This is a genomic window from Streptomyces sp. NPDC023838 (assembly GCF_040639555.1).
GTDB lineage: Bacteria > Actinomycetota > Actinomycetes > Streptomycetales > Streptomycetaceae > Streptomyces.
On record NZ_JBFAAD010000005.1, the window covers coordinates 285,768 to 311,990 of the forward strand.

The 26,223-nt window shown below is 72.4% G+C and carries 22 protein-coding genes and 3 tRNA genes; 14 read left to right on the plus strand and 11 right to left on the minus strand.

Features of this window, described 5'->3' with window-relative positions; genetic code table 11:
- Nucleotides 1-468 precede the first annotated feature (468 nt).
- From AB0G17_RS09155 to AB0G17_RS09165, 3 genes are all read right to left on the minus strand, one after another.
- Nucleotides 469-545: transfer RNA gene (locus AB0G17_RS09155), tRNA-Ile, on the minus strand.
- A 164-nt stretch (nt 546-709) separates the two neighbouring features.
- Nucleotides 710-782 (minus strand) — tRNA-Asn (locus tag AB0G17_RS09160).
- Nucleotides 783-787: 5 nt separating this feature from the next.
- Nucleotides 788-860, minus strand: a tRNA-Asn gene (locus tag AB0G17_RS09165).
- A 194-nt stretch (nt 861-1,054) separates the two neighbouring features.
- Between AB0G17_RS09165 and AB0G17_RS09170 the strand changes: the two genes are divergently transcribed.
- The 4 genes from AB0G17_RS09170 (at nt 1,055) to AB0G17_RS09185 (ending at nt 6,928) form a co-directional block, all read left to right on the plus strand.
- The gene (locus AB0G17_RS09170; protein ID WP_361377907.1) at nt 1,055-1,366 is read left to right on the plus strand and encodes a YtxH domain-containing protein; all 312 of its coding nucleotides are present in this window, start codon (nt 1,055-1,057) and stop codon (nt 1,364-1,366) included.
- Nucleotides 1,367-1,555: 189 nt separating this feature from the next.
- Nucleotides 1,556-3,001 (plus strand): FGGY family carbohydrate kinase, encoded by a 1,446-nt coding sequence (locus AB0G17_RS09175; protein WP_361377910.1) that lies wholly within the window; start codon nt 1,556-1,558, stop codon nt 2,999-3,001.
- A gap of 265 nt (nt 3,002-3,266) precedes the next feature.
- A complete protein-coding gene (locus AB0G17_RS09180; RefSeq protein ID WP_361377913.1) occupies nt 3,267-5,000 on the plus strand; it encodes an ABC transporter ATP-binding protein in 1,734 nt (577 codons plus the stop codon).
- Nucleotides 4,997-6,928, plus strand: a complete 1,932-nt coding sequence (locus AB0G17_RS09185; protein WP_361377916.1) for an ABC transporter ATP-binding protein — start codon at nt 4,997-4,999, stop codon at nt 6,926-6,928. The genes AB0G17_RS09180 and AB0G17_RS09185 overlap by 4 nt, the downstream gene beginning before the upstream one ends.
- Before the next feature lie 33 nt (nt 6,929-6,961).
- Here AB0G17_RS09185 and AB0G17_RS09190 read toward each other — a convergent pair whose 3' ends face one another.
- The 5 genes from AB0G17_RS09190 to AB0G17_RS09210 all read right to left on the minus strand — a co-directional run bounded on the left by AB0G17_RS09190 (nt 6,962) and on the right by AB0G17_RS09210 (nt 14,005).
- Nucleotides 6,962-8,194 (minus strand): RNA polymerase sigma factor, encoded by a 1,233-nt coding sequence (locus tag AB0G17_RS09190; RefSeq protein ID WP_361377919.1) that lies wholly within the window; start codon nt 8,192-8,194, stop codon nt 6,962-6,964.
- Nucleotides 8,195-8,346: 152 nt separating this feature from the next.
- Nucleotides 8,347-10,239 (minus strand): DNA primase, encoded by a 1,893-nt coding sequence (dnaG, locus tag AB0G17_RS09195; RefSeq protein ID WP_361377922.1) that lies wholly within the window; start codon nt 10,237-10,239, stop codon nt 8,347-8,349.
- 29 nt (nt 10,240-10,268) lie between these two features.
- The gene (locus AB0G17_RS09200) at nt 10,269-11,564 is read right to left on the minus strand and encodes an FAD-dependent oxidoreductase (protein WP_361377925.1); all 1,296 of its coding nucleotides are present in this window, start codon (nt 11,562-11,564) and stop codon (nt 10,269-10,271) included.
- Between the two features lie 175 nt (nt 11,565-11,739).
- Complete coding sequence (locus tag AB0G17_RS09205) at nt 11,740-13,038, minus strand: deoxyguanosinetriphosphate triphosphohydrolase (protein ID WP_361377928.1); 1,299 nt, start codon at nt 13,036-13,038, stop codon at nt 11,740-11,742.
- Between the two features lie 46 nt (nt 13,039-13,084).
- The gene (locus AB0G17_RS09210; RefSeq protein ID WP_361377931.1) at nt 13,085-14,005 is read right to left on the minus strand and encodes a sirohydrochlorin chelatase; all 921 of its coding nucleotides are present in this window, start codon (nt 14,003-14,005) and stop codon (nt 13,085-13,087) included.
- Nucleotides 14,006-14,188: 183 nt separating this feature from the next.
- Here AB0G17_RS09210 and AB0G17_RS09215 point away from each other — a divergent pair, with 183 nt between their 5' ends.
- Nucleotides 14,189-14,878, plus strand: coding sequence for an ElyC/SanA/YdcF family protein (locus AB0G17_RS09215; RefSeq protein WP_361377934.1), 690 nt, complete (start codon nt 14,189-14,191; stop codon nt 14,876-14,878).
- On the opposite strand, the gene AB0G17_RS09220 is transcribed toward AB0G17_RS09215, so the two are convergent.
- Nucleotides 14,808-15,323, minus strand: a complete 516-nt coding sequence (locus AB0G17_RS09220; protein ID WP_361377937.1) for a gamma-glutamylcyclotransferase family protein — start codon at nt 15,321-15,323, stop codon at nt 14,808-14,810. The genes AB0G17_RS09215 and AB0G17_RS09220 overlap by 71 nt on opposite strands.
- Nucleotides 15,320-15,646, minus strand: a complete 327-nt coding sequence (cutA, locus tag AB0G17_RS09225; RefSeq protein WP_361377940.1) for a divalent-cation tolerance protein CutA — start codon at nt 15,644-15,646, stop codon at nt 15,320-15,322. The genes AB0G17_RS09220 and cutA overlap by 4 nt, the downstream gene beginning before the upstream one ends.
- Nucleotides 15,647-16,088: 442 nt before the next feature.
- Between cutA and AB0G17_RS09230 the strand changes: the two genes are divergently transcribed.
- Nucleotides 16,089-17,759 (plus strand): M4 family metallopeptidase, encoded by a 1,671-nt coding sequence (locus tag AB0G17_RS09230; protein ID WP_361377943.1) that lies wholly within the window; start codon nt 16,089-16,091, stop codon nt 17,757-17,759.
- A gap of 34 nt (nt 17,760-17,793) precedes the next feature.
- On the opposite strand, the gene AB0G17_RS09235 is transcribed toward AB0G17_RS09230, so the two are convergent.
- On the minus strand, nt 17,794-18,420 hold the full coding sequence (locus AB0G17_RS09235) for an NAD(P)H-dependent oxidoreductase (protein WP_361377946.1): 627 nt from the start codon (nt 18,418-18,420) through the stop codon (nt 17,794-17,796).
- Between the two features lie 57 nt (nt 18,421-18,477).
- Here AB0G17_RS09235 and AB0G17_RS09240 point away from each other — a divergent pair, with 57 nt between their 5' ends.
- From AB0G17_RS09240 to AB0G17_RS09275, 8 genes are all read left to right on the plus strand, one after another.
- The gene (locus AB0G17_RS09240; protein WP_361377949.1) at nt 18,478-19,257 is read left to right on the plus strand and encodes an aminotransferase class IV; all 780 of its coding nucleotides are present in this window, start codon (nt 18,478-18,480) and stop codon (nt 19,255-19,257) included.
- 121 nt (nt 19,258-19,378) lie between these two features.
- Nucleotides 19,379-19,963 (plus strand): hypothetical protein, encoded by a 585-nt coding sequence (locus AB0G17_RS09245; protein ID WP_361377952.1) that lies wholly within the window; start codon nt 19,379-19,381, stop codon nt 19,961-19,963.
- 30 nt (nt 19,964-19,993) lie between these two features.
- The gene (locus AB0G17_RS09250) at nt 19,994-20,680 is read left to right on the plus strand and encodes a class F sortase (protein WP_361378085.1); all 687 of its coding nucleotides are present in this window, start codon (nt 19,994-19,996) and stop codon (nt 20,678-20,680) included.
- Between the two features lie 217 nt (nt 20,681-20,897).
- Nucleotides 20,898-23,429, plus strand: a complete 2,532-nt coding sequence (nirB, locus tag AB0G17_RS09255; RefSeq protein WP_361377955.1) for a nitrite reductase large subunit NirB — start codon at nt 20,898-20,900, stop codon at nt 23,427-23,429.
- On the plus strand, nt 23,426-23,755 hold the full coding sequence (nirD, locus tag AB0G17_RS09260) for a nitrite reductase small subunit NirD (RefSeq protein ID WP_361377958.1): 330 nt from the start codon (nt 23,426-23,428) through the stop codon (nt 23,753-23,755). The genes nirB and nirD overlap by 4 nt, the downstream gene beginning before the upstream one ends.
- A 59-nt stretch (nt 23,756-23,814) precedes the next feature.
- Nucleotides 23,815-24,399 (plus strand): TetR family transcriptional regulator, encoded by a 585-nt coding sequence (locus AB0G17_RS09265; protein ID WP_361377961.1) that lies wholly within the window; start codon nt 23,815-23,817, stop codon nt 24,397-24,399.
- 72 nt (nt 24,400-24,471) lie between these two features.
- Nucleotides 24,472-25,248 (plus strand): SDR family oxidoreductase, encoded by a 777-nt coding sequence (locus AB0G17_RS09270; RefSeq protein ID WP_361377964.1) that lies wholly within the window; start codon nt 24,472-24,474, stop codon nt 25,246-25,248.
- 54 nt (nt 25,249-25,302) lie between these two features.
- Nucleotides 25,303-26,223 (plus strand): oxidoreductase, encoded by a 921-nt coding sequence (locus tag AB0G17_RS09275; protein WP_361377967.1) that lies wholly within the window; start codon nt 25,303-25,305, stop codon nt 26,221-26,223.

Genomic DNA, 26,223 nt, shown 5'->3' on the forward strand with positions numbered 1-26,223 from the left:
GAATGCGGAAGAATTCATCGTGACCGACAGCCAACAGCTGACAGCTGACAGCTGACAGCTGACAGCTGACAGCCGACAGCCGGGACGGGGATGCTCGGGAAATTCATTCCCAGCCCACCCCTCCCGTACTCGGGAATTCACACCCCGGAATGCGAGCCGGAAGTCCGAAAATGCGACCCGGAAGACCGGGAGTCCGGAAGCCTGGAACTCCGGGAGTCCCGGACTCCGAGAGTCCCGGACTCCGGAAGAGAGCCCCCGCCCACCGCACCCGCACGCCGCCTCATCCACAGGGCGCGCCTCCCAGCCCGCCCGGCCCCGGCCACCGCCCCCGCCCCCGCCCCCGCCCGCCCAGCCGTCACTCCGACCGGGTGGATACCACGATGCCCCCGGTGTGTCGTACGTGGAGTACGACGCCCCCGGGGGCATCCTGGTCTCGCCTGTGCGAAACGTTCCTGCAGGAACGACTCATGGTGGGGCGGGTGGGACTCGAACCCACGGCCGACGGATTATGAGTCCGCTGCTCTAACCGGCTGAGCTACCGCCCCTAACGGCGCGTCGCGCACATTTGTGCGCGCCGTCTGCCGCAGCATAGCCGCTCATACGATCTCCTGCCTCGGATGGTCGGCAACGCACGACCATGAGGACCCCGTCGCGGCCCGCCCGGTTCCACCGGGCATGAAAAAGGACCCTCAAGGGGTCCTTTTCACTGCTCTCCCGACTGGACTCGAACCAGTAACCTGCCGGTTAACAGCCGGCTGCTCTGCCAATTGAGCTACAGGAGACCGAGCTCCCCCGACTGGACTCGAACCAGTAACCTGCCGGTTAACAGCCGGCTGCTCTGCCAATTGAGCTACAGGGGAATGTCTCGTTGCGTCGAACGTACCTACCCCGGGTGTCCCCGGGCGGCGTGCGCTCGCTGCGACACATACATTAGCGCAAGCAGGGGGGTGCTCCGCCAATCGGTTCCGCCCCGGGTGATCACGGGGCTGCGCGGGTAGGCGCAGCACACGACGCCACAGCGACGTCAGACAGACGCCACAGAAGGGTGACCGCCATGCGCTACCGGCTCACGTTCGCCGTCGGACTCGTCGTCGGGTACGTGCTCGGGACCCGAGCCGGACGCGAGCGGTACGAGCAGCTGAAGAAGTCCGCCCGGCAGGTCTCGCAGAACCCGGCCGTCCGCAACACCGCCGAGTCGGCCGCGCAGAACGGCCGCGCGTACGCGGGCAAGGCGTTCCACGCGGTGAGCGAGAAGGTGTCCGAGAAGGTCGGGGACAAGGGGCCGGGGTCGATCGGCGCCCGGGTGCGGTCGCTGCGCGAGCGCGGGCAGGGTGCCGAGGACGACTGGGGCACCAGCAACACCTGACCCACGGCCGGCACCCGGCGCACCAGCAACGCCTGCCCCACGGCCCGCGCGCGGCGCACCAGCAACGCCTGCCCCACGGCCCCGACCCACGGCCCGCGCGCGGTGCACGGCACCCCGCGCGCGGCGCAGGGCAAGACCGTGACCCACGCCGGGCCCCGGTGGCCCCCCGCGTGATGCAGAATCGTGCGCATGGGGATAGTCGCCGGGCTGGACAGCTCTTCCGCCTTCACTCGCATCGTCGTCTGCGACACCGACACCGGTGCCGTCCTGCGGCAGGGGTACGCCCCGCATCCCGTCGACCCGAAGACCACCGAGGTGGATCCGCAGGCCTGGCTGCTCTCGCTCGGCGAGGCCGCGGCGGGCGGCCTGCTCGAAGGCGTGCAGGCCATCGGCGTGGCCGCCCAGCAGCACGCGCTGATCGCGCTGGACGGCCAGGGCGCTCTCGTACGGGCGGCGCTGGCCGGCAACGACAAGCGCGCCCAGGTCGCCGCGGCGGATCTCACCGACGCGCTCGGCGGGCGCGAGGCGTGGGCCAAGGCCGTCGGCTGTGTGCCGCAGGCAGGCCAGGCCGTGGCGAAGCTGCGCTGGCTGGCCCGCAACGAACCGGAGGCCGCCCAGCGCACCGCCGCGATCGTCCAGGCGCACGACTGGCTGGTGTGGCAGCTGCTCGGCCGCCCGGCCCGTCGCACCACCGACCGGGGCGCCGCCTCCGGCACCGGCTACTGGTCGGCCGCGACCGGCTTCTACCGCCCCGACCTCGTCGAGCTCGCGCTCGGCCACCACGTCGCGCTCCCCGAGGTGCTCGGCCCCTCCGACGCGGCGGGCACCACCCCCGAGGGCCTGCTGATCTCGGCCGGCACCGGCGAGACGATGGCCGCCGCGTTCGGCCTCGGCGTCGGGCCCGGCGACGCGGTCGTCTCGCTCGGGGCTTCGGGTTCCGTCATGGCCGTGCACCACGAGGCGCTGGCCGACCCGGCCGGGATGATTACGTCGTTCGCCGACGCCACCGGCCGCCATCTGCCCGTCGTGCATACGAGCAACGCGGTACGGGCGCTGCGCGGCACGGCGGAGATGCTCGGCACCGAGAGCCTGGAGGAGCTCTCCTCCCTGGCCCTGAAGTCGACCCCGGGCGCCTCCGGGCTCGTTCTGCTGCCGTATCTGGAGGGCGAGCGCACGCCCCGGCTGCCGCACGCGGCCGGCACGCTGGCGGGGCTGCGGCGCGAGTCGATGAAGCCCGAGCACCTGGCCAGGGCCGCCTTCGAGGGCATGCTCTGCTCACTGGCGGACGCGCTCGACGTGCTGCGGCGTCGTGGGGTCGAGGTGCGCCGGGTCTTCCTGCTCGGCGCCGCGGCCGAACTGCCCGCCGTCCAGGCGGCGGCGCCCGCGATCCTGGGCACCCAGGTGGTCGTGCCGCAGCCCGCCGAGTACGCGGCGCTGGGCGCGGCCCGGCAGGCGGCCTGGGCGCTCGGCGTCTCGCAGGGCACGCTGGCCGCGCACACCCCGCCGGCCTGGCAGGGCGCGGCCGCGCAGGTCTTCGAGCCGGGCGAGGAGCTGCCCGTGGGGCAGGCGGTGCGCCAGCAGTACATCGCGACGCGCGACGAGATCCACCCGGGCGCGTTCGACACGGGGTCCTGAGGCGGCGCTTCCGGTCACCGGGGCGACAGGAAGCGGCGCTTCCGGTCACCGGGGGCGGCCGGAGGCGGCGCTTCCGGTCACCCGGGAGGCGGCGAAATGAGCCGTTCGGGGGGATCTTCGGCGTGTTCCCTTGACTACGCCGGAGGTCCGCCCTTGACTCATCCTTTTGACTCGCCCTTGGCTTAATCGCTTGAGGTTCCAGGGGTGGAGTGTCGCAAGATGGGGGGTCGAACCCCTCGATCTTGCCGACCCGGAGAGCCTCCACGTGCTCATACGACTCCTGCGGACCCATCTGGTTCCGTACAAGAAACCGATCGCGCTCCTGGTGCTGCTGCAGCTGCTCCAGACCTGCGCGACCCTCTATCTGCCGACCCTGAACGCCGACATCATCGACAACGGTGTCGTCAACGGGGACACCGGCTACATCCTGGAGTTCGGCGGCATCATGATCGCCGTCAGCCTGGTCCAGGTGGTCTGCAACGTCGGCGCCGTCTACTTCGGCGCACGCACCGCGGCCGCCGTGGGCCGGGACATGCGCGCGGCCGTCTTCGGCCGCGTCCAGTCGTTCTCCGCGCGCGAGGTGGGCCACTTCGGGGCGCCGACCCTGATCACCCGGACCACCAACGACGTACAGCAGGTCCAGATGCTGACGCTGATGTCGTTCACGCTGATGGTGTCCGCGCCCATCATGTGCTTCGGCGGCATCATCATGGCGCTCGGCCAGGACGTGCCGCTCTCGGCGGTGCTGCTCGCCGTGGTGCCGGTGCTCGGCGTCTGTGTCTCGCTGATCGTGCGCAAGATGCGGCCGCTGTTCCGCACCATGCAGACCCGCCTGGACACGGTGAACCGCGTGCTGCGCGAGCAGATCACCGGCAACCGCGTGATCAGGGCGTTCGTGAAGGACGACTACGAGAAGGGCCGCTTCCGGGGCGCCAACACCGAGCTGACGGACGTCTCGCTCGGCACCGGCCGGCTGATGGCGCTGATGTTCCCCACCGTCATGACGGTGGTCAACGTCTCCTCGGTGGCCGTGGTGTGGTTCGGCGCCCACCGGATCGACAGCGGCTCCCTGCAGATCGGCCAGCTCACCGCGTTCCTCACGTATCTGATGCAGATCGTGATGGCCGTGATGATGGCCACGTTCATGTTCATGATGGTGCCGCGCGCCGAGGTCTGCGCCGAGCGCATCGAGGAGGTCCTCTCCACCGACACCAGCGTGGTCCCGCCGAAGGCCCCCGTGCGCGAGCTGCGCCGCAGCGGCCATCTGGAGGTCCGCGGCGCCGACTTCACCTACCCGGGCGCCGAGGAGTCCGTCCTGAAGGGGGTGGACCTGGTGGCCCGCCCCGGCGAGACCACCGCGATCATCGGGTCGACGGGCAGCGGCAAGTCGACGCTGCTCGGGCTCGTACCGCGGCTGTTCGACGTGACGGACGGCACGGTCCTGGTCGACGGCGAGGACGTGCGCGGAATCGATCCCGTACTGCTCGCCAAGACCGTCTCGATGGTGCCGCAGAAGCCGTATCTGTTCTCCGGGACGGTCGCGACCAATCTGCGGTACGGCAACCCCGACGCCACCGACGACGAGCTCTGGCACGCGCTGGAGGTCGCCCAGGCCAAGGAGTTCGTCTCCAAGCTGGAGGGCGGGCTGAACGCGGCGATCGCGCAGGGCGGCACCAATGTCTCCGGCGGCCAGCGCCAGCGGCTCGCGATCGCGCGCACGCTCGTGCAGCGCCCGGAGATCTACCTCTTCGACGACTCGTTCTCGGCGCTCGACTACGCGACGGACGCGGCCCTGCGGGCGGCGCTGCTGCACGAGACGCGCGAGGCGACCGTCGTCATCGTCGCCCAGCGGGTCTCCACGATCCGCGACGCCGACCGGATCGTCGTCCTGGACGAGGGCCGCGTCGTCGGCACCGGCCGCCACCACGAGCTGATGGCTCAGAACGAGACGTACCGGGAGATCGTGCTCTCCCAGCTGACGGAGGCCGAGGCGGCATGAGCGGAAACATGGCCCGGATGATGGGCCAGGGCGACGGCAAACGCTCGATGGACTTCAAGGGCTCCTCGAAGCGGCTGCTGCGGCAGCTCGCCCCGGAGAAGGGCACGCTCTATGTGATGCTCGTCGCCGCGGTGCTCAGCGTGGCGCTGTCGGTGGTCGGGCCGAAGATCCTCGGCAAGGCGACCGACCTGGTCTTCGCGGGGGTCGTCGGCCGGCAGATGCCGGCCGGGACGACCAAGGAGCAGGCCCTCGACCGGCTGCGCGAGAAGGGCGACGGCGGACTCGCCGACATGCTCTCCGGGGTCGGCTTCACCCCCGGCCACGGCATCGACTTCGGCTCGGTCGGCGGGGTGCTGCTCTGGGCGCTCGCGGTGTACGTGGGCGCGGGGCTGCTGATGCTGGTGGCGACCCGGCTCTCCAACCGGGCGATCAACCGCACGGTGTTCCGGATGCGCGAGCAGGTGCAGGCGAAGCTGTCGCGGCTGCCGCTGTCGTACTTCGACCGTGCCAAGCGCGGCGAGGTGCTCAGCCGGGCGACCAACGACATCGACAACATCTCGCAGACGATGCAGCAGACGATGGGCCAGCTCATCAACTCTCTGCTCACCATCGTCGGCGTGCTCGCGATGATGTTCTGGATCTCACCGCTGCTCGCCCTGGTGGCGCTGGCGACCGTACCGCTGTCGGTGTTCGTCGCGACGAAGGTCGGCAAGCGGTCGCAGCCGCAGTTCGTGCAGCAGTGGAAGACCACGGGACGGCTCAACGCGCACGTGGAGGAGATGTACACCGGGCACACCCTGGTGAAGGTCTTCGGGCGCCAGGAGGAGTCGGCGCGGCAGTTCGACGAGCAGAACGAGGCGCTGTACGAGGCCGGGTTCCGGGCGCAGTTCAACAGCGGTGTGATGCAGCCGCTGATGATGTTCATCTCGAACCTGAACTATGTGCTGGTCGCGGTCGTCGGCGGGCTGCGGGTCGCCTCCGGCGCGCTGTCGATCGGCGATGTGCAGGCGTTCATCCAGTACTCGCGGCAGTTCTCGATGCCGCTCACCCAGGTCGCCTCGATGGCGAACCTGGTGCAGTCGGGGGTCGCCTCCGCCGAGCGGATCTTCGAGCTGCTCGACGCGGACGAGCAGGCGCCGGAGCCGGACGCGAAGTCGGCCGACCGGCCGGTGGAGCGGCGCGGTGCGGTGACGCTGGAGAAGGTGGCGTTCCGGTACGACCCGGAGAAGCCGCTCATCGACGACCTGTCGCTGAAGGTCGAGCCGGGCCAGACGGTCGCGATCGTCGGCCCGACCGGCGCGGGCAAGACCACCCTGGTCAACCTCCTGATGCGGTTCTACGAGGTGACGGACGGGCGGATCACCCTGGACGGGGTGGACGCGGCCCGGATGTCGCGCGAGGAGCTGCGCTCGGGCATCGGCATGGTGCTCCAGGACACCTGGCTGTTCGGCGGCACCATCGCGGACAACATCGCGTACGGGGCGGCGCGGCCGGTCACCCGCGAGGAGATCGAGGAGGCGGCGCGGGCGGCGCACGCGGACCGTTTCGTACGGACGCTGCCGGACGGGTACGACACGGTGATCGACGACGAGGGCACGGGGGTGAGCGCGGGCGAGAAGCAGCTGATCACCATCGCCCGGGCGTTCCTGTCCGACCCGGTGATCCTGGTGCTCGACGAGGCCACGAGTTCGGTGGACACGCGGACGGAGGTGCTGATCCAGAAGGCGATGGCGCGGCTGGCGCACGGGCGCACGTCCTTCGTCATCGCGCACCGCCTGTCCACGATTCGCGACGCCGACGTCATCCTCGTGATGGAGAACGGGGCCATCGTCGAACAGGGCACGCATGACGAGCTGCTGGCGGCGGACGGCGCGTACGCGCGGCTGTACGCGGCGCAGTTCGCGCAGGCGGTGGCGGAGGTCGACTGACAGCGGGGCGGGGCCGCCGACGGCCCCGCCCGCTCAGTCCAGGTAGCCCCGCAGCTGGTCCGCGAACGCGTGGTCCCTCAGCTTGTTGAGGGTCTTGGATTCGATCTGGCGGATCCTTTCGCGGGTGACGCCGAAGATGCGGCCGATCTCCTCCAGCGTGCGCGGACGGCCGTCCGCGAGCCCGTAGCGCAGCTGGACCACCTTGCGCTCGCGCTCGCCCAGCGTGGACAGCACCGCTTCCAGGTGCTCGCGCAGCAGTAAGAAGGCCGCGGACTCCACGGGGGACGCCGCGTCGCCGTCCTCGATCAGGTCGCCGAGCGCGACGTCGTCCTCCTCGCCCACGGGCGCGTGCAGCGAGACCGGCTCCTGGGCGAGCCGCAGCACCTCGCTCACACGCTCGGGCGCCAGGTCGAGGTGCGCGGCCACCTCCTCCGACGTCGGCTCGTAGCCGCGCTCCTGGAGCATCCGGCGCTGCACCCGGACCACCCGGTTGATCAGCTCCACCACATGGACGGGGACGCGGATCGTACGGGCCTGATCGGCGAGCGCGCGGGACATGGCCTGGCGGATCCACCACGTCGCGTACGTGGAGAACTTGTAGCCGCGCGCGTAGTCGAACTTCTCGACCGCGCGGATCAGTCCGAGGTTTCCCTCCTGGACCAGGTCGAGCATGGTCAGCCCGCGCCCGACGTACCGCTTGGCGACGGAGACGACCAGCCGCAGGTTCGCCTCGATCAGCCGGCGCTTGGCCATCCGGCCCATGACCACCAACCTGTCGAGATCCACGGCGAGTTGGGAGTCCAGGTCGGGGGTGTTGCTCAGCTTCTCCTCGGCGAACAGGCCGGCCTCCACCCGGCGGGCGAGCTCGACCTCCTCGGCCGCGGTGAGCAGCGGGATCCGGCCGATCTCCCGCAGGTACTGCCGGAAGAGGTCGGAGGACGGGCCGCCGGTGTCCGCCCGCCCCGGCACCCGCTCGGGCGGCTCCGGTACGTCCACCACGTCGTCGGCGAGCTCGACGGGGGGCGCTTCGGCCTCGGGGTGGAGCACGGCCCGGGTCTGCGGGGGCACGGTGGCCACGACGTCGTTGTCGGTCAGGGTCTGGGTCTGCACGGGGGCGACCTCCAGGGTGATCGCTGCCGGATCGGGGGCGTGCGGCAGCGGGACGGGGGCGGCCGGGCCGCTGTCCGTCCCGTACACGATGAGCGGATCCGCGGGGGTGAGGTACCCACCTTCGGTGGGCCGGCCGCGCTCCGAGGACTCAGGCACCGCACCCCAGTGTGGGGTAAGACACATCTCCGCCACGAGGGGCGTGCGGTGACTTTTTGAAGCCGGTCCGTGACGGGGCGATTACCCGAGCGGCAGCGGTGTGGGGGCCGCGCTGTCACCGGACGGGTACCCCGCGAGCCCCCGGCCAGACCTCAGAGGGCTTCGGCGCCCCGGTTGCGCAGCGCCTGGCCGTACTGCTGGAGGACCCACAACTCGTTCTGGACGGCGGCCAGTCGCTCCGGATCGCCGTTCTGCCCGAGGCGGGCCAGGGTGCCCTGGATGTCGAGGAGGCGGCGGTCGACGGCGCGGCGGCGGACGGCGACCAGCTGCTCGCCCGCGTACGCCTCGTCGACCACGCGCGCGTGGACGGCCTCCACGGCGAGCTCGGTCACCAGCGCGCGGACCGTGTCGTTGGGGGCCGACTCCATGACCGCCGGGAGGTAGTCGGAGGGCGCGTCCGTGGCGCCGCCCGCGTCCATGATGCACTGGCGCACCGCCGCGTACGGGGGGGCCGTGAACTCGTCCACGCCGTACGCGTCGAAGGCCGGGGAGACCAGGTGCGGGTGCTGGAGGGCGAGCTTGAGGAGCTCGCGCTCGGTGCGGTGGGCGGGGCTGCGCAGGTTCAGGGCGGGGCCGGAGGGGGCGGCGGCCGGTGGCTGCACCTCCCCGTACGCGCGGCGGCGCTCGGGGGCCGGGCCCTTGCCGCCGCGGTCGCGGGCCCAACGGGCCAGCTGGCCCACGCGCTTGACCACGAACTGGGTGTCCAGGATGCCGAGGATGCCGGCGAGCTGGACGGCCACCTCGTGCTGGGAGGCGACGTTCTTGATCCGGGCGACGATCGGGGCGGCCTCGTCGAGGGCGGCGGCGCGGCCCGCCGGGGTCTCCAGGTCGTACCGCTGCACGATCTGGCGGATCGCGAACTCGAAGAGCGGGGTGCGGGGCTGGACCAGGTCCGCGACGGCCTCGTCGCCCTTGGCCAGGCGCAGGTCGCAGGGGTCCATGCCGTCGGGCGCGATGGCGATGTAGGTCTCGGCGGCGAACTTCTGGTCGTCCTCGAAGGCGCGCAGGGCGGCCTTCTGGCCCGCCGCGTCGCCGTCGAAGGTGAAGATCACGCGGGCGCTGCCGTTGTCCATCAGGAGGCGGCGCAGGATCTTGATGTGGTCGCCGCCGAAGGCGGTGCCGCAGGTGGCGATGGCGGTGGTGACCCCGGCGAGGTGACAGGCCATCACATCGGTGTAGCCCTCGACGACCACCGCGCGGCTGGACTTGGCGATGTCCTTCTTGGCCAGGTCGATCCCGTACAGGACCTGCGACTTCTTGTAGATCGCGGTCTCGGGGGTGTTGAGGTACTTGGGGCCGTTGTCGTCGTCGCGGAGCTTGCGGGCGCCGAAGCCGACGACTTCGCCGGACACGTCGCGGATCGGCCACATCAGCCGGCCGCGGAAGCGGTCGATGGGGCCGCGGCGGCCCTCCTGGGAGAGGCCGGAGAGGGTCAGCTCCTTGTCGCTGAAGCCCTTGCCGCGCAGGAAGCGGGTGAGGTGGTCCCAGCCCGCCGGGCTGTAGCCGACGCCGAAGTGGGCGGCGGCTGCCTGGTCGAAGCCGCGCTCGGCGAGGAACTTGCGCCCGATCTCGGCCTCGGGGCTGGTGCCCAGCTGCTCGATGTAGAACTGCGCGGCGGCCTTGTGCGCCTCCACCAGCCGGATGCGCTCTCCGCGCTGGTGGGACGGGTTGTAGCCGCCCTCCTCGTACCGCAGGGTGATGCCGGCGGTGGCGGCCAGGCGCTCGACGGCCTCGGAGAACGACAGGTGGTCGATCTTCCGGATGAAGGCGATCGTGTCGCCGCCTTCCTGGCAGCCGAAGCAGTGGAAGAGACCCTTGCTGGGGCTGACCTGGAAGGACGGTGACTTCTCGTCGTGGAACGGGCACAGGCCCTTGAGGTTGCCGCCGCCCGCGTTGCGCAGCTGGAGGTACTCGGACACGACGGCGTCGATCGGGACCGCGTCCCGGACCGCCTTCACGTCGTCATCGTTGATCCTGCCTGCCACGGATGAAGTCTACGGGGCGGGGGTGACAGTCAGGACTGGTCGGGCAACAGGTCTCCGAGGGGGACCGAGGGGTCCGCGAGCCGGTCCGGGTCCACCTGGACGCCCTTCGTTCCGGCCCTGATCAGGCCCTGGATGGCCGCTGTGACGTCCCACACATTCACGTTCATCCCCGCCAGCACCCGCCGCTCCTTCAGCCAGAAGGCGATGAACTCGCGCTTGCCCGCGTCGCCCCTGAGCAGCACCTGGTCGTACGAGCCGGGGGGCGCCCAGCCCGAGTACTCCAGGCCCAGGTCGTACTGGTCGGAGAAGAAGTACGGCACGCGGTCGTAGGTGACCTGCTGGCCCAGCATCGCGCGCGCGGCGGCCGGGCCGCCGTTGAGGGCGTTGGCCCAGTGCTCCACGCGCAGCCGGGTGTCGGGCAGCGGAGTGCCCCAGAGGGGAAAGGGAGTGGCGGCCACGTCGCCCGCGGCGAAGATGTCCGGGTCGGAGGTGCGCAGCGAGTCGTCGACCGCGATCCCGCCGCCGTGCTTGCGGTCGACGAGGGCGAGCCCGGCGCTCTCGGCGAGCGCGGTGCGCGGGGCGGCGCCGATCGCGGCGAGCACGTCGTGCGCCGGGTGCTCCTCGCCGTCGTCGGTGCGGACCGCGAGGACCATGCCGTCCTGGCCGGTGATCTCGGTGAGCCGTGCGCCGAAGTGGAAGCGGACGCCGTGCCCGGCGTGCAGATCGGTGAAGATCTGACCCAGCTCGGGGCCGATGACCTGGTGCAGCGGGGTCTGCTCGGGCTCGACGACGGTGACCTCCGCGCCGTATCCGCGCGCGGCGGCGGCGACCTCCAGGCCGATCCAGCCGGCCCCGGCGATCACCAGGTGGCCGTTGTCGCGGCCGAGGGCCTTGAGCATGTTGCGCAGCCGCTCGGAGTGGGCGAGGCGGCGCAGGTGGTGGACGCCGACGAGGTCGGTGCCGGGGATGTCGAGGCGGCGGGGCTCGGAGCCGGTGGCGAGCAGCAGCTTGTCGTAGCCGATGAGGGTGCCGTCGCCGAGGCGGACGGTCCTGGCCTCGCGGTCGATGGCGGTGACGGTCTGGCCGAGGTGGAGCTCCACGTCGTTCTGCGCGTACCAGGCGGGCTCGTGGACGAAGACGCTGTCGCGCTCCTCCTTGCCGGAGAGGAACCCCTTGGACAGCGGAGGCCGCTCGTACGGGTGCTCCCGCTCGTCGCCGATGAGGATCACCCGGCCGTTGAACCCCTCGGCGCGCAGGGTCTCGGCGGCCTTGGCGCCGGCCAGTCCTCCACCGACAATGACAAATGTCCGGTCTGCGTCGACCACTTGATGCCTCCTCGTTGCTCAACCGCCATCTGCGAGCGTCCCGCACGGAGCGTGATGGGGGAAGAGGGCTTGCTCCGTTGGGGGCGCCGAGTGGCCGGGCTTCATCGGTGCTTCACACGTACGTGGCTTCCTGCGTACGCGGCGTCATACGTACGGGAAAGGGCCCTGTGCCGTCTCAGCGGTGCCGGGCGGTGAGTCTGGCGTGCAGGGACAGGGCCGCCGCGTCGGTCAGGGACGCGATCTGGTCGACGATGACCCGTTTGCGGGCGCGGTCGTCGTCGGCGGCGGCGAAGAGCGCGCGGAACTGCGGGTCGAGCCCCTCCGCCGGGGCGCGCGCGGTGAGCGCTTCGGCCAGTTCGGCCAGAACGACGCGCTGGTCGGCGCGGAGCCGCTCCTGCTCGTCGCGCTGCATCACATAGCGGTCGGCCACCGCCTTGAGCACCGCGCACTCGTTGCGCGTCGCGCGCGGCACGACCAGCTCCGCCCCGTACCTGCTCAGCCGGCCCGTGCCCCAGCGGCCCCGGGTCGCGCCCTCGGCCGCCAGGCAGAACCGGCCGATGAGCTCGCTGGTGGCGTCCTTGAGGCGGGCCTGGGCGATCGCCGAGCCGTCGTACCCGTGCGGCCACCACTCCTCGTCGATCAGCCGGTCCAGCGCGTCCGCGAGCTCCTGGGGCGCGGTGTCCGCCGGCACGTACCGCCCGATCGCCACGCGCCAGATGTCCTCGCGCTCGGGCTCGGAGAAGAGCAGGTTGGGGTCGATGTGGCCGGCGTGCAGGCCGTCCTCGAAGTCGTGGACCGAGTACGCCACGTCGTCCGACCAGTCCATGACCTGGGCCTCGAAGCACTTGCGGTGGGGCTCGGCACCCTGGCGCACCCAGTCGAAGACCGGCAGGTCGTCCTCGTAGACCCCGAACTTCACGGACCGCGGGTCGGTGGGGTGGCCGCCGCGCGCCCAGGGGTACTTGGTGGCCGCGTCCAGGGCGGCCCGGGTGAGGTTGAGGCCGACGCTGACGGGTTCGCCGGCGCTCTCGCCGCGCACGAAGCGCTTGGGCTCCAGCCGGGTCAGCAGGCGCAGCGACTGCGCGTTGCCCTCGAAGCCGCCGCAGTCCTCGGCGAAGTCGTTGAGCGCGTGCTCGCCGTTGTGCCCGAAGGGCGGGTGGCCCATGTCGTGTGCGAGGCAGGCCGCCTCGACGAGGTCGGGGTCGCAGCCGAGGGCGGCGCCGAGCTCGCGGCCGACCTGGGCGCACTCCAGGGAGTGGGTGAGCCGGGTGCGCGGGCTCGCGTCCCACAGCTGGCCCATCACGCCGGGCGTCACGACCTGCGTCTTGCCCGCCAGACGGCGCAGCGCTCCGGAGTGCAGCACGCGCGCGCGGTCGCGCTGGAAGGCGGTGCGGCCCGGCCGTTTGTCGGGCTCGGCCGCCCACCGCTCGACGTCGGACGGGTCGTACCCGGGGTGTCCTGCGATGCCTTCCATGCACCGACAGTAAACGGAACCACTGACAACCGGAGCGGGCCGGGGATCAGGCCGTGGCGAGTTCGCGGGGCTGGGCGGCGAACGGGGCCGCGGCGAGCGCCTGGTCGTACCGGTGCAGGACGAGGCGGGCGACGGCCGGGTGCGCGCCGAGCGGGGCCGCCGCGACACCGCGCGCGTGGGCGGCGCTCTGGGTGGCGAACCGGCCGGGCGCGGTGAAGTACGACGCGATCGCGACCTGGTGGCGCCCGCGCGCGGCGAGCGCCCGCAGCGCCTCGGGGACGGTGGGTGCGGCGGCCGAGGCGTAGGCGGGTATCACCGGTACGCCGCCGAGGCGTTCGCTGAGCATCGCGGCGGTGCGGCGGGTGTCGGCGGCCGACTCGGGGTCGCGCGACCCGGCCCCGGCGAGCACCACTCCCCCGGCGCCACGCGCGCGTGGGCCGTCACTCCACCCGGCCTCGACGAGCCGCTCGTACAGCGCCTCGACGAGCAGCGGGTGCGGGCCGAGCGGCCGCGCGACACGGCCGCGCAGCCGGGGCGCGTCGGCGACAGCGGCCGGGATGTCCTGCTTGACGTGGTAGCCGCGGCTCAGCAGCAGCGGTACGAGGACGGCGCGGCCCGCGCCGAGCTCCGCGAGCGTGGCGGGCAGCGCGGGCTCGTCGATCTCGATGTGGCCGAGCCGGACGTCGAGCCCGGGGCGCAGCTCGCGGACCAGGTCGAGCAGGGCGGTGACGGTGCGCAGGGCCCGGGGGTCGCGGCTGCCGTGGGCGACGGCGACCAGGGCGGGCCGGGCGGGGGCCGGCCGGGCGGTCGTGGGCATCGGCTTGCGGCTCCCGTTCAGTCGGACGTGGCTGAGCTGGCTGCCCAGTTGGGCGGCGATGCGGGTGACGAGTTCGGCCGTGCTGTCGAACGGCAGCGACTGGCGGGCGGACAAGAACTGCGACTGCGTCTCCGGCTCCATCTCCGTCATGGACCGATCCTGCCGGGCTCACATTGCCATGTCGTTGCGCCGTGGTGACGAGTGTTTTCCGCCGCCTCACGGGGGCGGCGCGAACGGTGGGATCGCGGGGCCCGCCCGGGGCGGCGGGGCAGAACCGTCCGCCTCCCCCCTGCGTCCGATCATTCGAACACCGTCGAAACCAGGGGGAACCTCATGCGCCTGCCGCGCACGCGCGTACGGATCGGGCTGCCGCGCACCCGCAAGGGGCAGCGCCGGGCCGTGCAGGCGCTCGCGGCGCTGTGCACCCTGGCGCTGACGCCCGCCGCGTGGATGTTCGCGGCGGCCGACGGCAAGGTCGGCACCGTGGCGCAGGCGCCCGCGTCCGGGGTCGCGGTGGTGTTCGGGGCCGGGCTGTGGGACGGCGAGCCGTCGCCGTACCTGGCGCACCGCCTCGACGCGGCGGTCGAGCTGTACCGGGCCGGCAAGGTCAGGGCGGTCCTGGTGACCGGGGACAACGGGCGGGCCGAGTACGACGAGCCGGACGCGATGCGCGCGTACCTGGTCAAGCACGGGGTGCCGGACCGGCGGGTGGTCAGCGACTTCGCCGGGTTCGACACCTGGGACTCCTGTGTACGGGCCAGGAAGATCTTCGGCGTGGAGCGCGCGGTCCTGGTCAGCCAGGGCTTCCACATCCGGCGGGCCGTCGCGCTGTGCGAGGCCGCCGGGGTCGACTCGTACGGGGTCGCGGTCGACGCCGTGCACGACACGACCTGGTACTACGGCTCCACCCGCGAGGTGTTCGCGGCGGGCAAGGCCGTCCTGGACGCCGCCTTCAAGCCCGATCCACGTTTCCTCGGGCCGAAGGAGAGCGGGGTCGCGCGGGCGCTGGCGGACGGGCGCTGAGCCAGTCGCCGCCGGGCAGCGGTGTGCCGTACTCCCGCAGCTCCCGGGCGAGCGGGGCCGCCGCCAGATAGACCCAGGCGCGGGCGGTGCCCCCGCCGGGCAGCTCGACGGTCCGCGCCACCCGGTCGTACAGGTTGCGGGGGTTCCCCGGCCCGTAGCACTCCTCCAACTGGTCGAGCACCCGCAGGACTTGGCCGTACGCCTCGGGGAGCGGCGCGATCAGCGCGCCGGTGACGACGCCGTCGCCTTCCGTCGCATACGGATAGCCGGGCCCCTCGTACAGCACCGCCCCCGGCAGCCGCGCGGGCGCCTCGGAGGCGGTGCGGCCGGTCAGCAGGCGCAGGTGGTAGCGCTCGCCGGGGCGCAGGGTGCCGTAGACGAAGAACGGGAGCCGGGCCCCGGCGTCGTCGGGGGCGGGGCCGTGCGGCGTGTCCGCCGCCGTCATGGCGTCGTCTCCTGGGCGAGCCAGGCCAGATACCCGGCGCCGCCGCGCACCACGGGGGTCGCGATGATCTCCGGGGTGTCGTAGTCGTGGGCGGCGAGCAGCTGGCGCTCCAGGTCCTCGTACCGCGCGGCGGTGGTCTTGAACAGGACCTGCCACTCCTCGGCGGTCTCGACCGCGCCCTGCCAGCGGTAGACGGAGGTCACCGGGCCGGTGATCTGGGCGCAGGCGGCGAGACGGGCTTCGACCGCGCCGCGGGCCAGGGCGTCGGCCTTGGCGCGGCTGTCGGTCGTCGTCAGTACGGCCAGGTATTCGACCGGTGTCACAGGCGCTCTCCCTCGGCGTGCGGTGCGGCTGTCACCCAGTGTCCCGGATCCCTCAGCCTCGGGCCGCGCTACCTTTTTGGCCCGGGGTTCGCCTGCGGGCCGGTGGGGGCCGCGCCCCCTTTTGGCCTGGGGTTCGCCTGCGGGCCGGTGGGGGCCACATTTTTGGCCCGGGGTTCGCCTGCGGGCCGGTGGGGGCTTGTCGCGCAGTTCCCCGCGCCCCTGACAAGTGGCCCGGGACGGCTGCTCGGCCCCGAGCGGGCGCAACCCAACCCCCTAAGGGCCGCGAAGAACTGCGCGACCAGCCACCCACCAACCCGCAGCCGAATCGCACCGGTTCCGGCCCGGCGCGGCGCTGTCGCTATGGACACCACCTGTCATGTACCCCTAAAACTGATGCGGCATCAGCTTTACCCGAGCCGACCCCCCATGACCGAGGAGCCCGATGAGACCGACACGGAACGCATCGCGCCTCACCACCGCCGGGACAGCCGTCGCGGCCGGCGCCATGCTCGCCGCCGCGCTCGCACCCGCCTCCGCCGTGGCCGAACCCCGGCCGCAGGCCGCCACCGCCCCCACGGCCCCCACAGCCCCGGCCCGTGACGCCGCCGTCCACGACGCCGACCGCGCCGTCGCCGCGCACGCGGCCGCGCTCGCCGTGACGGCCGCCCAGGGCACCTCCGTACGGGACGTGGTCGTGGACCCGGACGGCAGCCGGCACGTGCGCTACGACCGCACGTACCGCGGACTGCCCGTGCTCGGCGGCGACTTCGTGGTCCACCTCTCCCCCGGAGGGGCCTATCGCGGCGCCGACCGGGCGGTGGCCAACGACCTCGCCGTGCCCAGCATCACCCCCGCCGTCTCCGCGCCCCGCGCCGCCGGGCTCGCCTCCGCCGAGCTGCGCGCGGCCCACCAGGGGCTGACGGGGCTGACCGCCAAGCCCGCGCTCGTCGTCGACGCGCTGCACGGCGCGCCCAGGCTGGCCTGGCGCACCCAGACCGCCGCCCGCGACTCGCTGGGCAACCCCGTCGCGCGCGTGGTCCTCACCGACGCCCGCACCGGCGCCCGCATCGACGCCTGGGACTCCATCGAGACCGCGGCCGGCGACGGCACGTCGCTGTACAGCGGGGCCGTGCACCTGGAGACCACGCTGTCCGGGTCCTCGTACCAGCTCAAGGACCCCACCCGCGGCAACACCTACACCGGTGACGCCCAGAACAAGACGGACCTGTGCTTCTTCGGCATCTGCTTCGTCCGGGCGCCCGCCGTCCTGTTCACCGACGCCGACAACCACTGGGGCACCGGCGCCAACACGGACCGCGCCACGGCCGCCGTCGACGCCCAGTACGGCACCAACACGACCTGGGACTACTACAAGAACGTCCACGGCCGCAACGGCATCGCCGGTGACGGGAAGGGCTCGTACAACCGCGTCCACTACGGCAGCAACTACAACAACGCCTTCTGGGACGACAGCTGCTTCTGCATGACGTACGGCGACGGCGACGGCACCATCTTCGGGCCACTCGTCGCCCTCGATGTCGCCGGGCACGAGATGTCGCACGGCGTCACGTCCAAGACGGCGGCGCTCACCTACTCCGGTGAGTCCGGCGGCCTCAACGAGGCCACCAGCGACATCATGGGCACCATGGTCGAGTGGTACGCGGCCAACGCGAGCGACCAGGGCGACTACCTCATCGGCGAGAAGATCGTGAAGCCCGGCTTCGGCAAGCCCGCGCTGCGCTTCATGGACAAGCCCTCGACCGACACCAAGTCGGCGGACTGCTGGTACTCGGGCGTCGGCAACCTCGACGTCCACTACTCCTCCGGAGTGGCGAACCACTTCGCCTATCTGCTCTCCGAGGGCAGCGGCGCCAAGGTCATCAACGGCGTCTCGTACAACAGCCCCACCTGCAACGGCTCCACGGTCTCCGGCATCGGCCACGACAAGGTCGGCAAGATCTGGTACCGGGCCCTGACCGTCTACATGACGTCCTCCACCAACTACGCGGCCGCCCGCACGGCGACCCTCAACGCGGCGAAGGACCTGTACGGCAGCGGCAGCGCGGAGCAGAACGCGGTCGCCGCGGCCTGGTCGGCGGTCGCCGTCGGCTGACCCGGCACCCCCTTTCCCGTCCGTACGCCGTGGCTCAAGCGGCGTACGGGCGGGTCTCCTTGGCGTCCCGCAGCGTCCGCCCCCACCAGCCGAGCTGGTCGAGGAGGCGCTTGGCGGCCGCCTCCGGCTCGGTGGGCTCGCGCAGCTCGCCGTCGGGCTCGAACAGGCCGCGCGCGTGGTGGAAGCTGACCGTGTCCCGCACCGTGACGGCGTGCAGCTCGGCGAAGACCAGCCGCAGGTGCTCGACGGCCCGCAGACCGCCCGACATCCCGCCGTACGAGACGAAGCCGACCGGCTTGGCCCGCCATTGCTCGTAGTGCCAGTCGACGAGGTTCTTGATCGAGGCCGGGAAGGAGTGGTTGTACTCGGGGGTGAGGACGAGGAAGGCGTCGGCCTCCGCAAGCTTGGGCGTGACGGTGTCGAGGAGCGCCTTGACGGGCGGCGTCGGGTCGTACGAGATCGAGGTCGGCAGGGCGGTTTCGGCCAGGTCGATCAGCTCGACCTGGAAGTCGTCGCGCTCGCGCAGCCGGGCGAGCAGCCACTGGCCGACGACCGGCCCGAAGCGGCCCTCGCGGTCGGAGCCGAGGATGACGGCGAGGCGGAGCGGGGCGGCGGAAGCGGTGGCGGTGGGCTCCGTGACGGGAGCGGTGGTGATGTCCATGCCGAGGAGCCTCACACCTCAAGCTAGCTTCAGGTCAACCCCTATTACGGTGGGCCCATGACGACTCCCTATGCCGAGATCAACGGCCGTCCCGCCGACGCCGAGAATCTGCGCATCCCCGCTCTGACCGGCTCGTACGGCCATTTCACCGCGATGCAGGTCCGCGGCGGGGCAGTGCGCGGCCTCGCCCTGCACCTCGCGCGGCTCGACACGGCGACCCGCGAGCTGTTCGGCCCCGGCCTCGACGGCGAGCGGGTCCGCGCACTGATCCGGCAGGCCCTCGGGGCGGCCGGCACCGAGGACGCGGCGGTGCGCGTCCATGTCTACGGGCCGGACGAGGACCCGGCCGTGATGGTGACCGTACGGCCGCCGCTGGAGCTGTCGCCGGAGCCGCAGCACCTGCTCTCGGTGCCGTACGAGCGGCCGGTCGCCCACCTCAAGCACCTGGGCGGTTTCGGCCAGGCCTACTACCGCCGGCTCGCCGCCCGCGAGGGCCGCACGGAGGCGCTCCTGACCGGTCCCGGCGGGGAGATCGCCGAGGGCGCGGTCACCAACATCGCTTTCTGGGACGGGAGTTCTGTGGTGTGGCCGGACCGGCCCGCACTGCTGGGCACGACGATGGCGCTGGTCGAGTCGCGGCTGCCGGGGTACGGCACCGCCACGGTCCGCCGCCCGGTCACGCTGGCCGGGCTCGGCGCGTACCGGGCGGCCTTCGTCACCAACTCGCAGGGGATCGCACCGGTGGCCCGGATCGACGACACCGCGTTCGCCGTGGACGCCGAGCTGATGGAGACGGTCTGGCGGCTGTACGCGGAGGTGCCCTGGGACGCGATCTGAGCGGGCGCGGGGCGGCGGGCTCGGCCGCCGTCACCCTTTCGCCCCCTGCCGGGAGGCGGGCGTCCGCGCGGGCCACTTACCTCGTAGGGAGAAGGAAAGCGTCCCGCTCCCCGGAGGACCCATGCGTACTGCCCGCCTGCTGACCGGTTCCGCGCTCGCGGCCGCCCTGCTGGGCCTCGGCGGCGCACCCGCGTACGCCAACGACTTCGGCGGGGCGGGCCTGGAGGTCTGGCCCTCGACGGCCGCGCCGGGCACCACGGTCACCGTGAACACGACCGCGTGCGGCCACGACGGCCATGCCACCGGGGACGCGCGGGCGGTGGGCGACGGGGAGTTCCCGCTCAGCGTCTCCACCCACAAGGACGTGCTCGCCGGGCAGTTCACCGTGCCCCACACCGCTCGGTCCGGGAGCTTCGAGATCACCGTGACCTGCGACAACGGCAAGTCCGCCCGAGGTGATCTCACGATCTCGGGCGGCGGCGAGAACACCGGCCGGGACTGGGGCGAGCACCACCCCACGGGCGAGCACCATCCGACGGGCGAGCACAACGAGCCCAAGGGCCATGTGAAGTCCGGCCTCGGCGGCAGCGCGGCCACCTCCAACCGGACCGAGATCGCGGCCGGGGCGGCCGTCCTGGCCGTCACCGCCGTCACCGGCGGTCTGCTGCTGCGCCGCCGCGCGAGCGGCCCGCAGGACCGGGGCTGACGGCTCTTGTCGGCGCGCTCGGCCCAGTCGCTGCGGGACGCCCAGGCCGCGCGGCGGCGCAACGGCTGGCTGTTGTGCGTCGCCGCGTGCGTCGGGGTCTGGCTGCTGCGGCAGGGCACGGAGACGGCCGAGCCGCCGCAGCCCACGCGCGCGGAGGCGTTCACCGGCGTGCCGAGCAGCGCCCCGGCGGGCGGCACCGGCTCGCCCCACGCGCGCGTAGGTGAAGCCCGTACCGGCGGCGCCCTCGCGGGAGCGGCCCTGCCGCCCTCCGAGCCCGTACGCATCCGGATCCCGGCGATCCGGGTGGACGCGCCGGTGATGCGGCTCGGCCTCGCCCCGGACGGCTCCCTGAACGTGCCGCCGCCGGGTCGCGGTGGATCGGCCGGCTGGTACAAGGACGGCACGGCGCCGGGGGCCGACGGCACGGCCGTGATGGCCGGGCACGTCGACGACGCGCGCGGGCCCGCCGTCTTCTACGCGCTGGGCGCGCTGAAGAAGGGCAGCCACATCGAGGTGGCTCGCGCGGACCGGCGCACGGCCGTCTTCACCGTCGACGCCGTCGAGGTGTATCCGAACGACGCCTTCCCCGACCGGCGCGTGTACGGCCCGGCCCGGCGCCCCGAGCTGCGCGTGATCACCTGCGGCGGCGGCTTCACCGAGAAGTCGGGCTACCGGGGCAACGTGGTGGTCTTCGCCCACCTGACCGGCACGGCGTAAGCCCCCCGTCGAGGGGGCTTACGCGTGCGGCGGCTCACCGCCGCCCCCGCCGCGTCCGCAGAACACTCACAGGGACCCCGTCGTGGGGCTGAGCGGGCCGTTGCGCCCGGGAAACCGGTCAGATCCGATCGGGAAACAGCGGCCTTGCAGGCTGCGGTCATGGGTTCGGACACCCCGCCCCCGCCGCACCCGCTCACCCACGACGGAGGGTTCCGACATGACCACACCCGCACCCTCGGCCGCAGCCCGCACGATCGTCGTGGTCGGCCACGGCATGGTCGGCCAGCGATTCCTGGAAGCCCTGGCCGAGAAGGGGGTCACCGACCACGCCCGCGTCGTGGTGCTCGGTGAGGAACCCCGCCCCGCCTACGACCGGGTCCACCTCACCTCGTACTTCTCGGGCACCACCCCCGACGAACTCTCCATGGTGGAGGACGGGTTCATCGAGAAGTACGGCATCGAGCTGCACCTGGGCGATGCCGCGCGGAGCGTGGACCGGGCCGCCCGCACGGTCACCGCGCACTCCGGGCGCGTCTTCGCGTACGACGTCCTGGTGCTCGCCACCGGCTCGTACCCGTTCGTGCCGCCGGTGCCCGGCAAGGACCTGGCGGGCTGTTTCGTCTACCGGACCATCGAGGACCTGCTCGCCATCGAGGAGTACGCCGCCACGGCGACCACCGGCGCGGTGGTCGGCGGCGGGCTGCTCGGCCTGGAGGCGGCGGGCGCGCTCCAGGGGCTGGGGCTGGCCACGCACATCGTGGAGTTCGCGCCCCGGCTGATGCCCGCCCAGGTCGACGACGGCGGCGGCGCGGCGCTCCTGCGCACCATCGAGAACATGGGCCTGTCGGTCCACACCGGCGTCGGCACCCAGGAGATCACCGGTGAGGGTGCCGTGGACGGCATGCTCCTGTCGGACGGCTCCCGTCTCGACACCGACCTGGTCGTCTTCTCGGCCGGGGTGCGCCCGCGCGACCAGCTGGCCCGCGACTGCGGTCTGACGGTGGGCGAGCGCGGCGGCATCGTGGTCGACGAGCGGTGCCGCACCTCCGACCCGGCCGTCTACGCGATCGGCGAGTGCGCCCTGGCCTGCGACGGAAAGGTGTACGGCCTGGTCGCGCCCGGATACGAGATGGCCGTCGCGGTCGCCGACGCCCTCGCGAGCGGCGAGGAGCAGCCCGAGAAGTCCTTCACCGGCGCCGACATGTCGACCAAGCTGAAGCTGCTCGGCGTGGACGTTGCTTCCTTCGGGGACGCGCACGGCACCACCGAGGACAGCCTCGACGTCGTCTACACCGACGCGCGCTCGGGCATCTACAAGAAGCTGGTCGTCTCCCCCGACGGCACCCTGCTCGGCGGCGTCCTGGTGGGCGACGCCGAGATGTACGGCACGCTGCGCCCGCTCACCGGCCACATCCCGCCGATCCCGCCCGAGCAGCTGGTGCTCCCCGCCGGCCTCGGCGCGCCCGTGGCGCTGGGCCCGGAGGCGCTGCCCGACGACGCGGTGATCTGCTCCTGCCACAACGTCACCAAGGGCGCGATCACCCCGCTCGGCTCGCTGCCCGAGGTCAAGAAGTGCACCAGGGCCGGTACGGGCTGCGGCAGTTGCCTCAAGACCATCGAGAAGCTGCTGCCGAAGACCGGCGACGGCGGCCTGTGCGACTGCTTCGCCCAGACCCGCCAGGAGCTGTACGAGATCGCGCTCGCGCTGCGGATCGGCTCGTACCAGCAGCTCCTGGACGAGCACGGGCGCCCGGCCGCGCGCGGCGGCGACGGCTGCGAGATCTGCAAGCCCGCCGTCGCCTCCATCCTGGCGAGCCTGGGCAACGGCCACATCCTCGACGGCGAGCAGGCCGCGCTCCAGGACACCAACGACCACTTCCTCGCCAACATCCAGCGCAACGGGTCGTACTCGATCGTGCCGCGCATCCCCGGCGGCGAGATCACCCCCGAGAAGCTGATCGTCATCGGCGAGATCGCCCGCGACTACAGCCTCTACACGAAGATCACCGGCGGCCAGCGCATCGACCTCTTCGGCGCGCGCGTCGACCAGCTCCCGGTGATCTGGGCACGGCTGGTGGCCGCCGGGTTCGAGTCCGGCCACGCGTACGGCAAGTCGCTGCGCACGGTGAAGTCCTGTGTGGGGCAGACCTGGTGCCGCTACGGAGTGCAGGACTCGGTCAAGATGGCGATCGACCTGGAGCTGCGCTACCGGGGCCTGCGCTCCCCGCACAAGCTGAAGGCGGCGGTCTCGGGGTGCGCCCGCGAGTGCGCGGAGGCCCAGTCCAAGGACTTCGGGGTGATCGCCACGGCCAACGGCTGGAACCTGTACGTGGGCGGCAACGGCGGCGCGACCCCGCGCCACGCGGACCTGCTGGCCCAGGACCTCACCGACGACGAACTCGTCCGCCTGATCGACAGGTTCCTCATGTTCTACATCCGCACCGCCGACCGCCTGGAGCGCACGTCGGTGTGGCTGGAGCGGATCGAGGGCGGCCTCCAGCACGTCAAGGACGTGGTGGTCGACGACTCGCTCGGCATCTGCGACGAGCTGGAGGCGCTGATGGCCGGCCATGTCTCCGCATACCGCGACGAGTGGGCCGAGACGGTCGAGGACCCCGAGCGCCTCGCCCGGTTCGTCTCCTTCGTCAACGCGCCCGGCACGCCCGACCCCACGGTCCGGTTCGTGCCCGAGCGCGGCCAGATCAAGCCCGAACTGCCCGTACTGGCCCTGGAGGTGGCCGCACGATGAGCGAGAACATTCAACTCCTGCTGGACGACGGCTGGTTCGCGGTCTGCGAGCGCGCACGGCTCATCCCGGGCCGGGGGGTCGCCGCGCTGCTGCCCGACGGACGCCAGGCGGCGGTCTTCACCGACCGCACGGGACGCGCGTACGCGATCGACAACCGCGACCCGTTCACCGGCGCGTACGTCATGTCGCGCGGGCTGCTCGGCTCGGCTCAGGGCCGGGCGTTCGTCGCCTCGCCGCTGCTCAAGCAGCGCTTCGACCTGGAGACGGGCCGGTGCCTGGACGACGAAGACGTGTCGGTACAGGCGTACTTGACGGAGGCGCAGTAACACTCGGACGCGCCCGATCATCTTGACCGGCCGTTCCAGATAGCCGTACTCTCCTCCTCGTGGCCAGAACCAAGGAATTCGATCCGGACGCCGCGCTCCAGTCAGCCCTGGAACTGTTCTGGGAGCGCGGTTACGAGGCGACGTCGATGGCGGACCTCGTCGACCACCTCGGCATCGGCCGCGCCAGCATCTACGCGACCTTCGGCAACAAGCACGAGCTGTATCTGAAGGCGCTCGACCGGTACGACGAGACGTACAGCGCGCTGCTGTTCCAGGAGCTGTCGGAACCCGGCCCCGCGCTGCCCGCGGTGCGCACGGTCGTCCGCCGCTTCGCCGACGAGTCGAGCGCCACGGAAACCCGCCTGACCGGCTGTTTCATCACCAACACCGCCGCCGAGGTGGGCGCGCGCGACGCCCCCGCGGCCCGTCGGGTCGAGCAGGCCTGGGAGCGTCTGGAGACGCTGCTGCACTCCGCGCTCGTACGGGCCGGGGCCCAGGGCGAGCTGCCGCCCGAGCGCGATCCGCGCTCGCTGGCCCGGCTGTTCCTGGTGCTCATGCAGGGCATGCGGGTGATGGGCAGGGCGACCGACGAACCGGCGCGGGTACGCGAGGCGGCCGAGGCGGCGCTGACACTGCTGGACTGAAGAAGCCACTTCTGGGGCGCCGCACGCGGCGCCCTTCCTCCTTCCCTAATAATAGAACGATTGGTCAAAAAAATGTCTACGTCGACTCGCTTCACGGGCAGGACCGTTCTCGTCACCGGCGCCGGATCCGGCATAGGCCGGGCCGTCGCGCTGGCGTTCGCGGCCGAGGGGGGCCGGGTGGCCGTGGCCGGTCGTACCGCGGCGTCCCTCGACGAGACCGTGGCGCTGATCGAGGAGGCGGGCGGGGTGGCGGCGGCGTTCACCGCCGATGTCTCCCGCGCGGACGACGTACGCGCCCTGGTGGCGGCGGCCGTCGCCCGGTTCGGCTCGCTCGACGTCGCCGTCAACAACGCCGGGGTGCTGCGCGGCCGGGGCGGCGCGGCCCTGGCCGACCTGGCGCCCGAGGACTGGCAGGCCATGCTGGACACCAACCTCACCGGCGTCTTCCTCGCCCTCCGGGCCGAGGTCGCCCAGATGCGCACCCAGGAGCACGGCGGCGCGATCGTCAACATCGGCTCCAACCTCGGCGCCCACAAGCGGATCCCGGGCGCGGCCGGCTACCTCACCACCAAGGCGGCGGTCTCCGCGCTGACCCGGGCCGCCGCCCTCGACCACATCCAGGACGGCATCCGCATCAACGCGGTGAGCCCCGGCGCCTCCGCGACCACGATGTCGCTGCGCGCGGGCGAGACGGAGGCCGAGCGCGCGGTGCGGATGAAGGGGGACTCGCCGCTGGGCCGGGTCTCGACCACCGCCGAGATCGCGGCGGCGGTCCTCTATCTGGCCGCGGACGACGCGGCGTCGGCAGTGGGCACGGACCTGGTGATCGACGGCGGCGCGGCGGCGTAGGGCCTGTCCGGCAGCCCCCTGCTGCCCAGACCTACCGGACGGTACGGTGGCCGCATGACTCAGGGCTGGAGCGCGAGGGACATCCCCGACCAGAACGGCCGTACGGCGGTGGTCACCGGGGCGAACAGCGGCATCGGGCTCGTCACGGCACGCGAACTCGCCCGCAAGGGCGCGCACGTGATCCTGGCCTGCCGCAGCGAGGCGCGGGGCAAGGAGGCGGAGGCGCTGATCAACCGGCAGGTGTACGGGGCGAGCGTGGAGTTCCGGCCGCTGGACCTGGCGGACCTGTCCTCGATAAGAACGTTCGCGGATAGGTATGAGCACTCCGCTCTGGACCTGCTGATCAACAACGCGGGCGTGATGGCGCTGCCGTACGGCAGGACGGCGGACGGCTTCGAGCGGCAGTTCGGGGTGAACCACCTGGGCCACTTCGCGCTCACGGGCCTGCTCCTGTCCCGGCTGCGGGCGGCCCCGGCGGCGCGGGTGGTCTCGGTCTCCAGCGGGCTGCACGCCCTCGCCAACATCGACCTGTCCGACCTCAACAGCGAGCGCCGCTATCGCCGTTGGATCGCGTACGCCCGCTCGAAGACGGCCAACCTCCTCTTCATCCACGAACTGGCCCGCCAACTGCCCTCGGCGGGCTCGGCCGTGGTGGCCGCCGCCGCGCACCCCGGCTACGCCTCGACCAACCTCCAGACGGCCGGGGCCCGCATGGAGGGCCGCCGCGCCGCCGAACGCCTGGCCCAACTGGGCAACCGCGTCCTGGCCCAACCGGCCGAAGCGGGCGCGCTCCCCACGCTGTACGCCGCCACGGCCCCGTCCGTCCGCCCCGACTCCTTCACCGGTCCCCGCCTCCAGGGCTGGCGCGGCGCCCCCGCGAGATCGGCCCGCGCGAAGTGGACCCTGGACGACGCCACGGGCGAACGCCTGTGGGTGGCTTCCGAGGAGCTGACTGGGGTGCGGTACGGGTTGTGA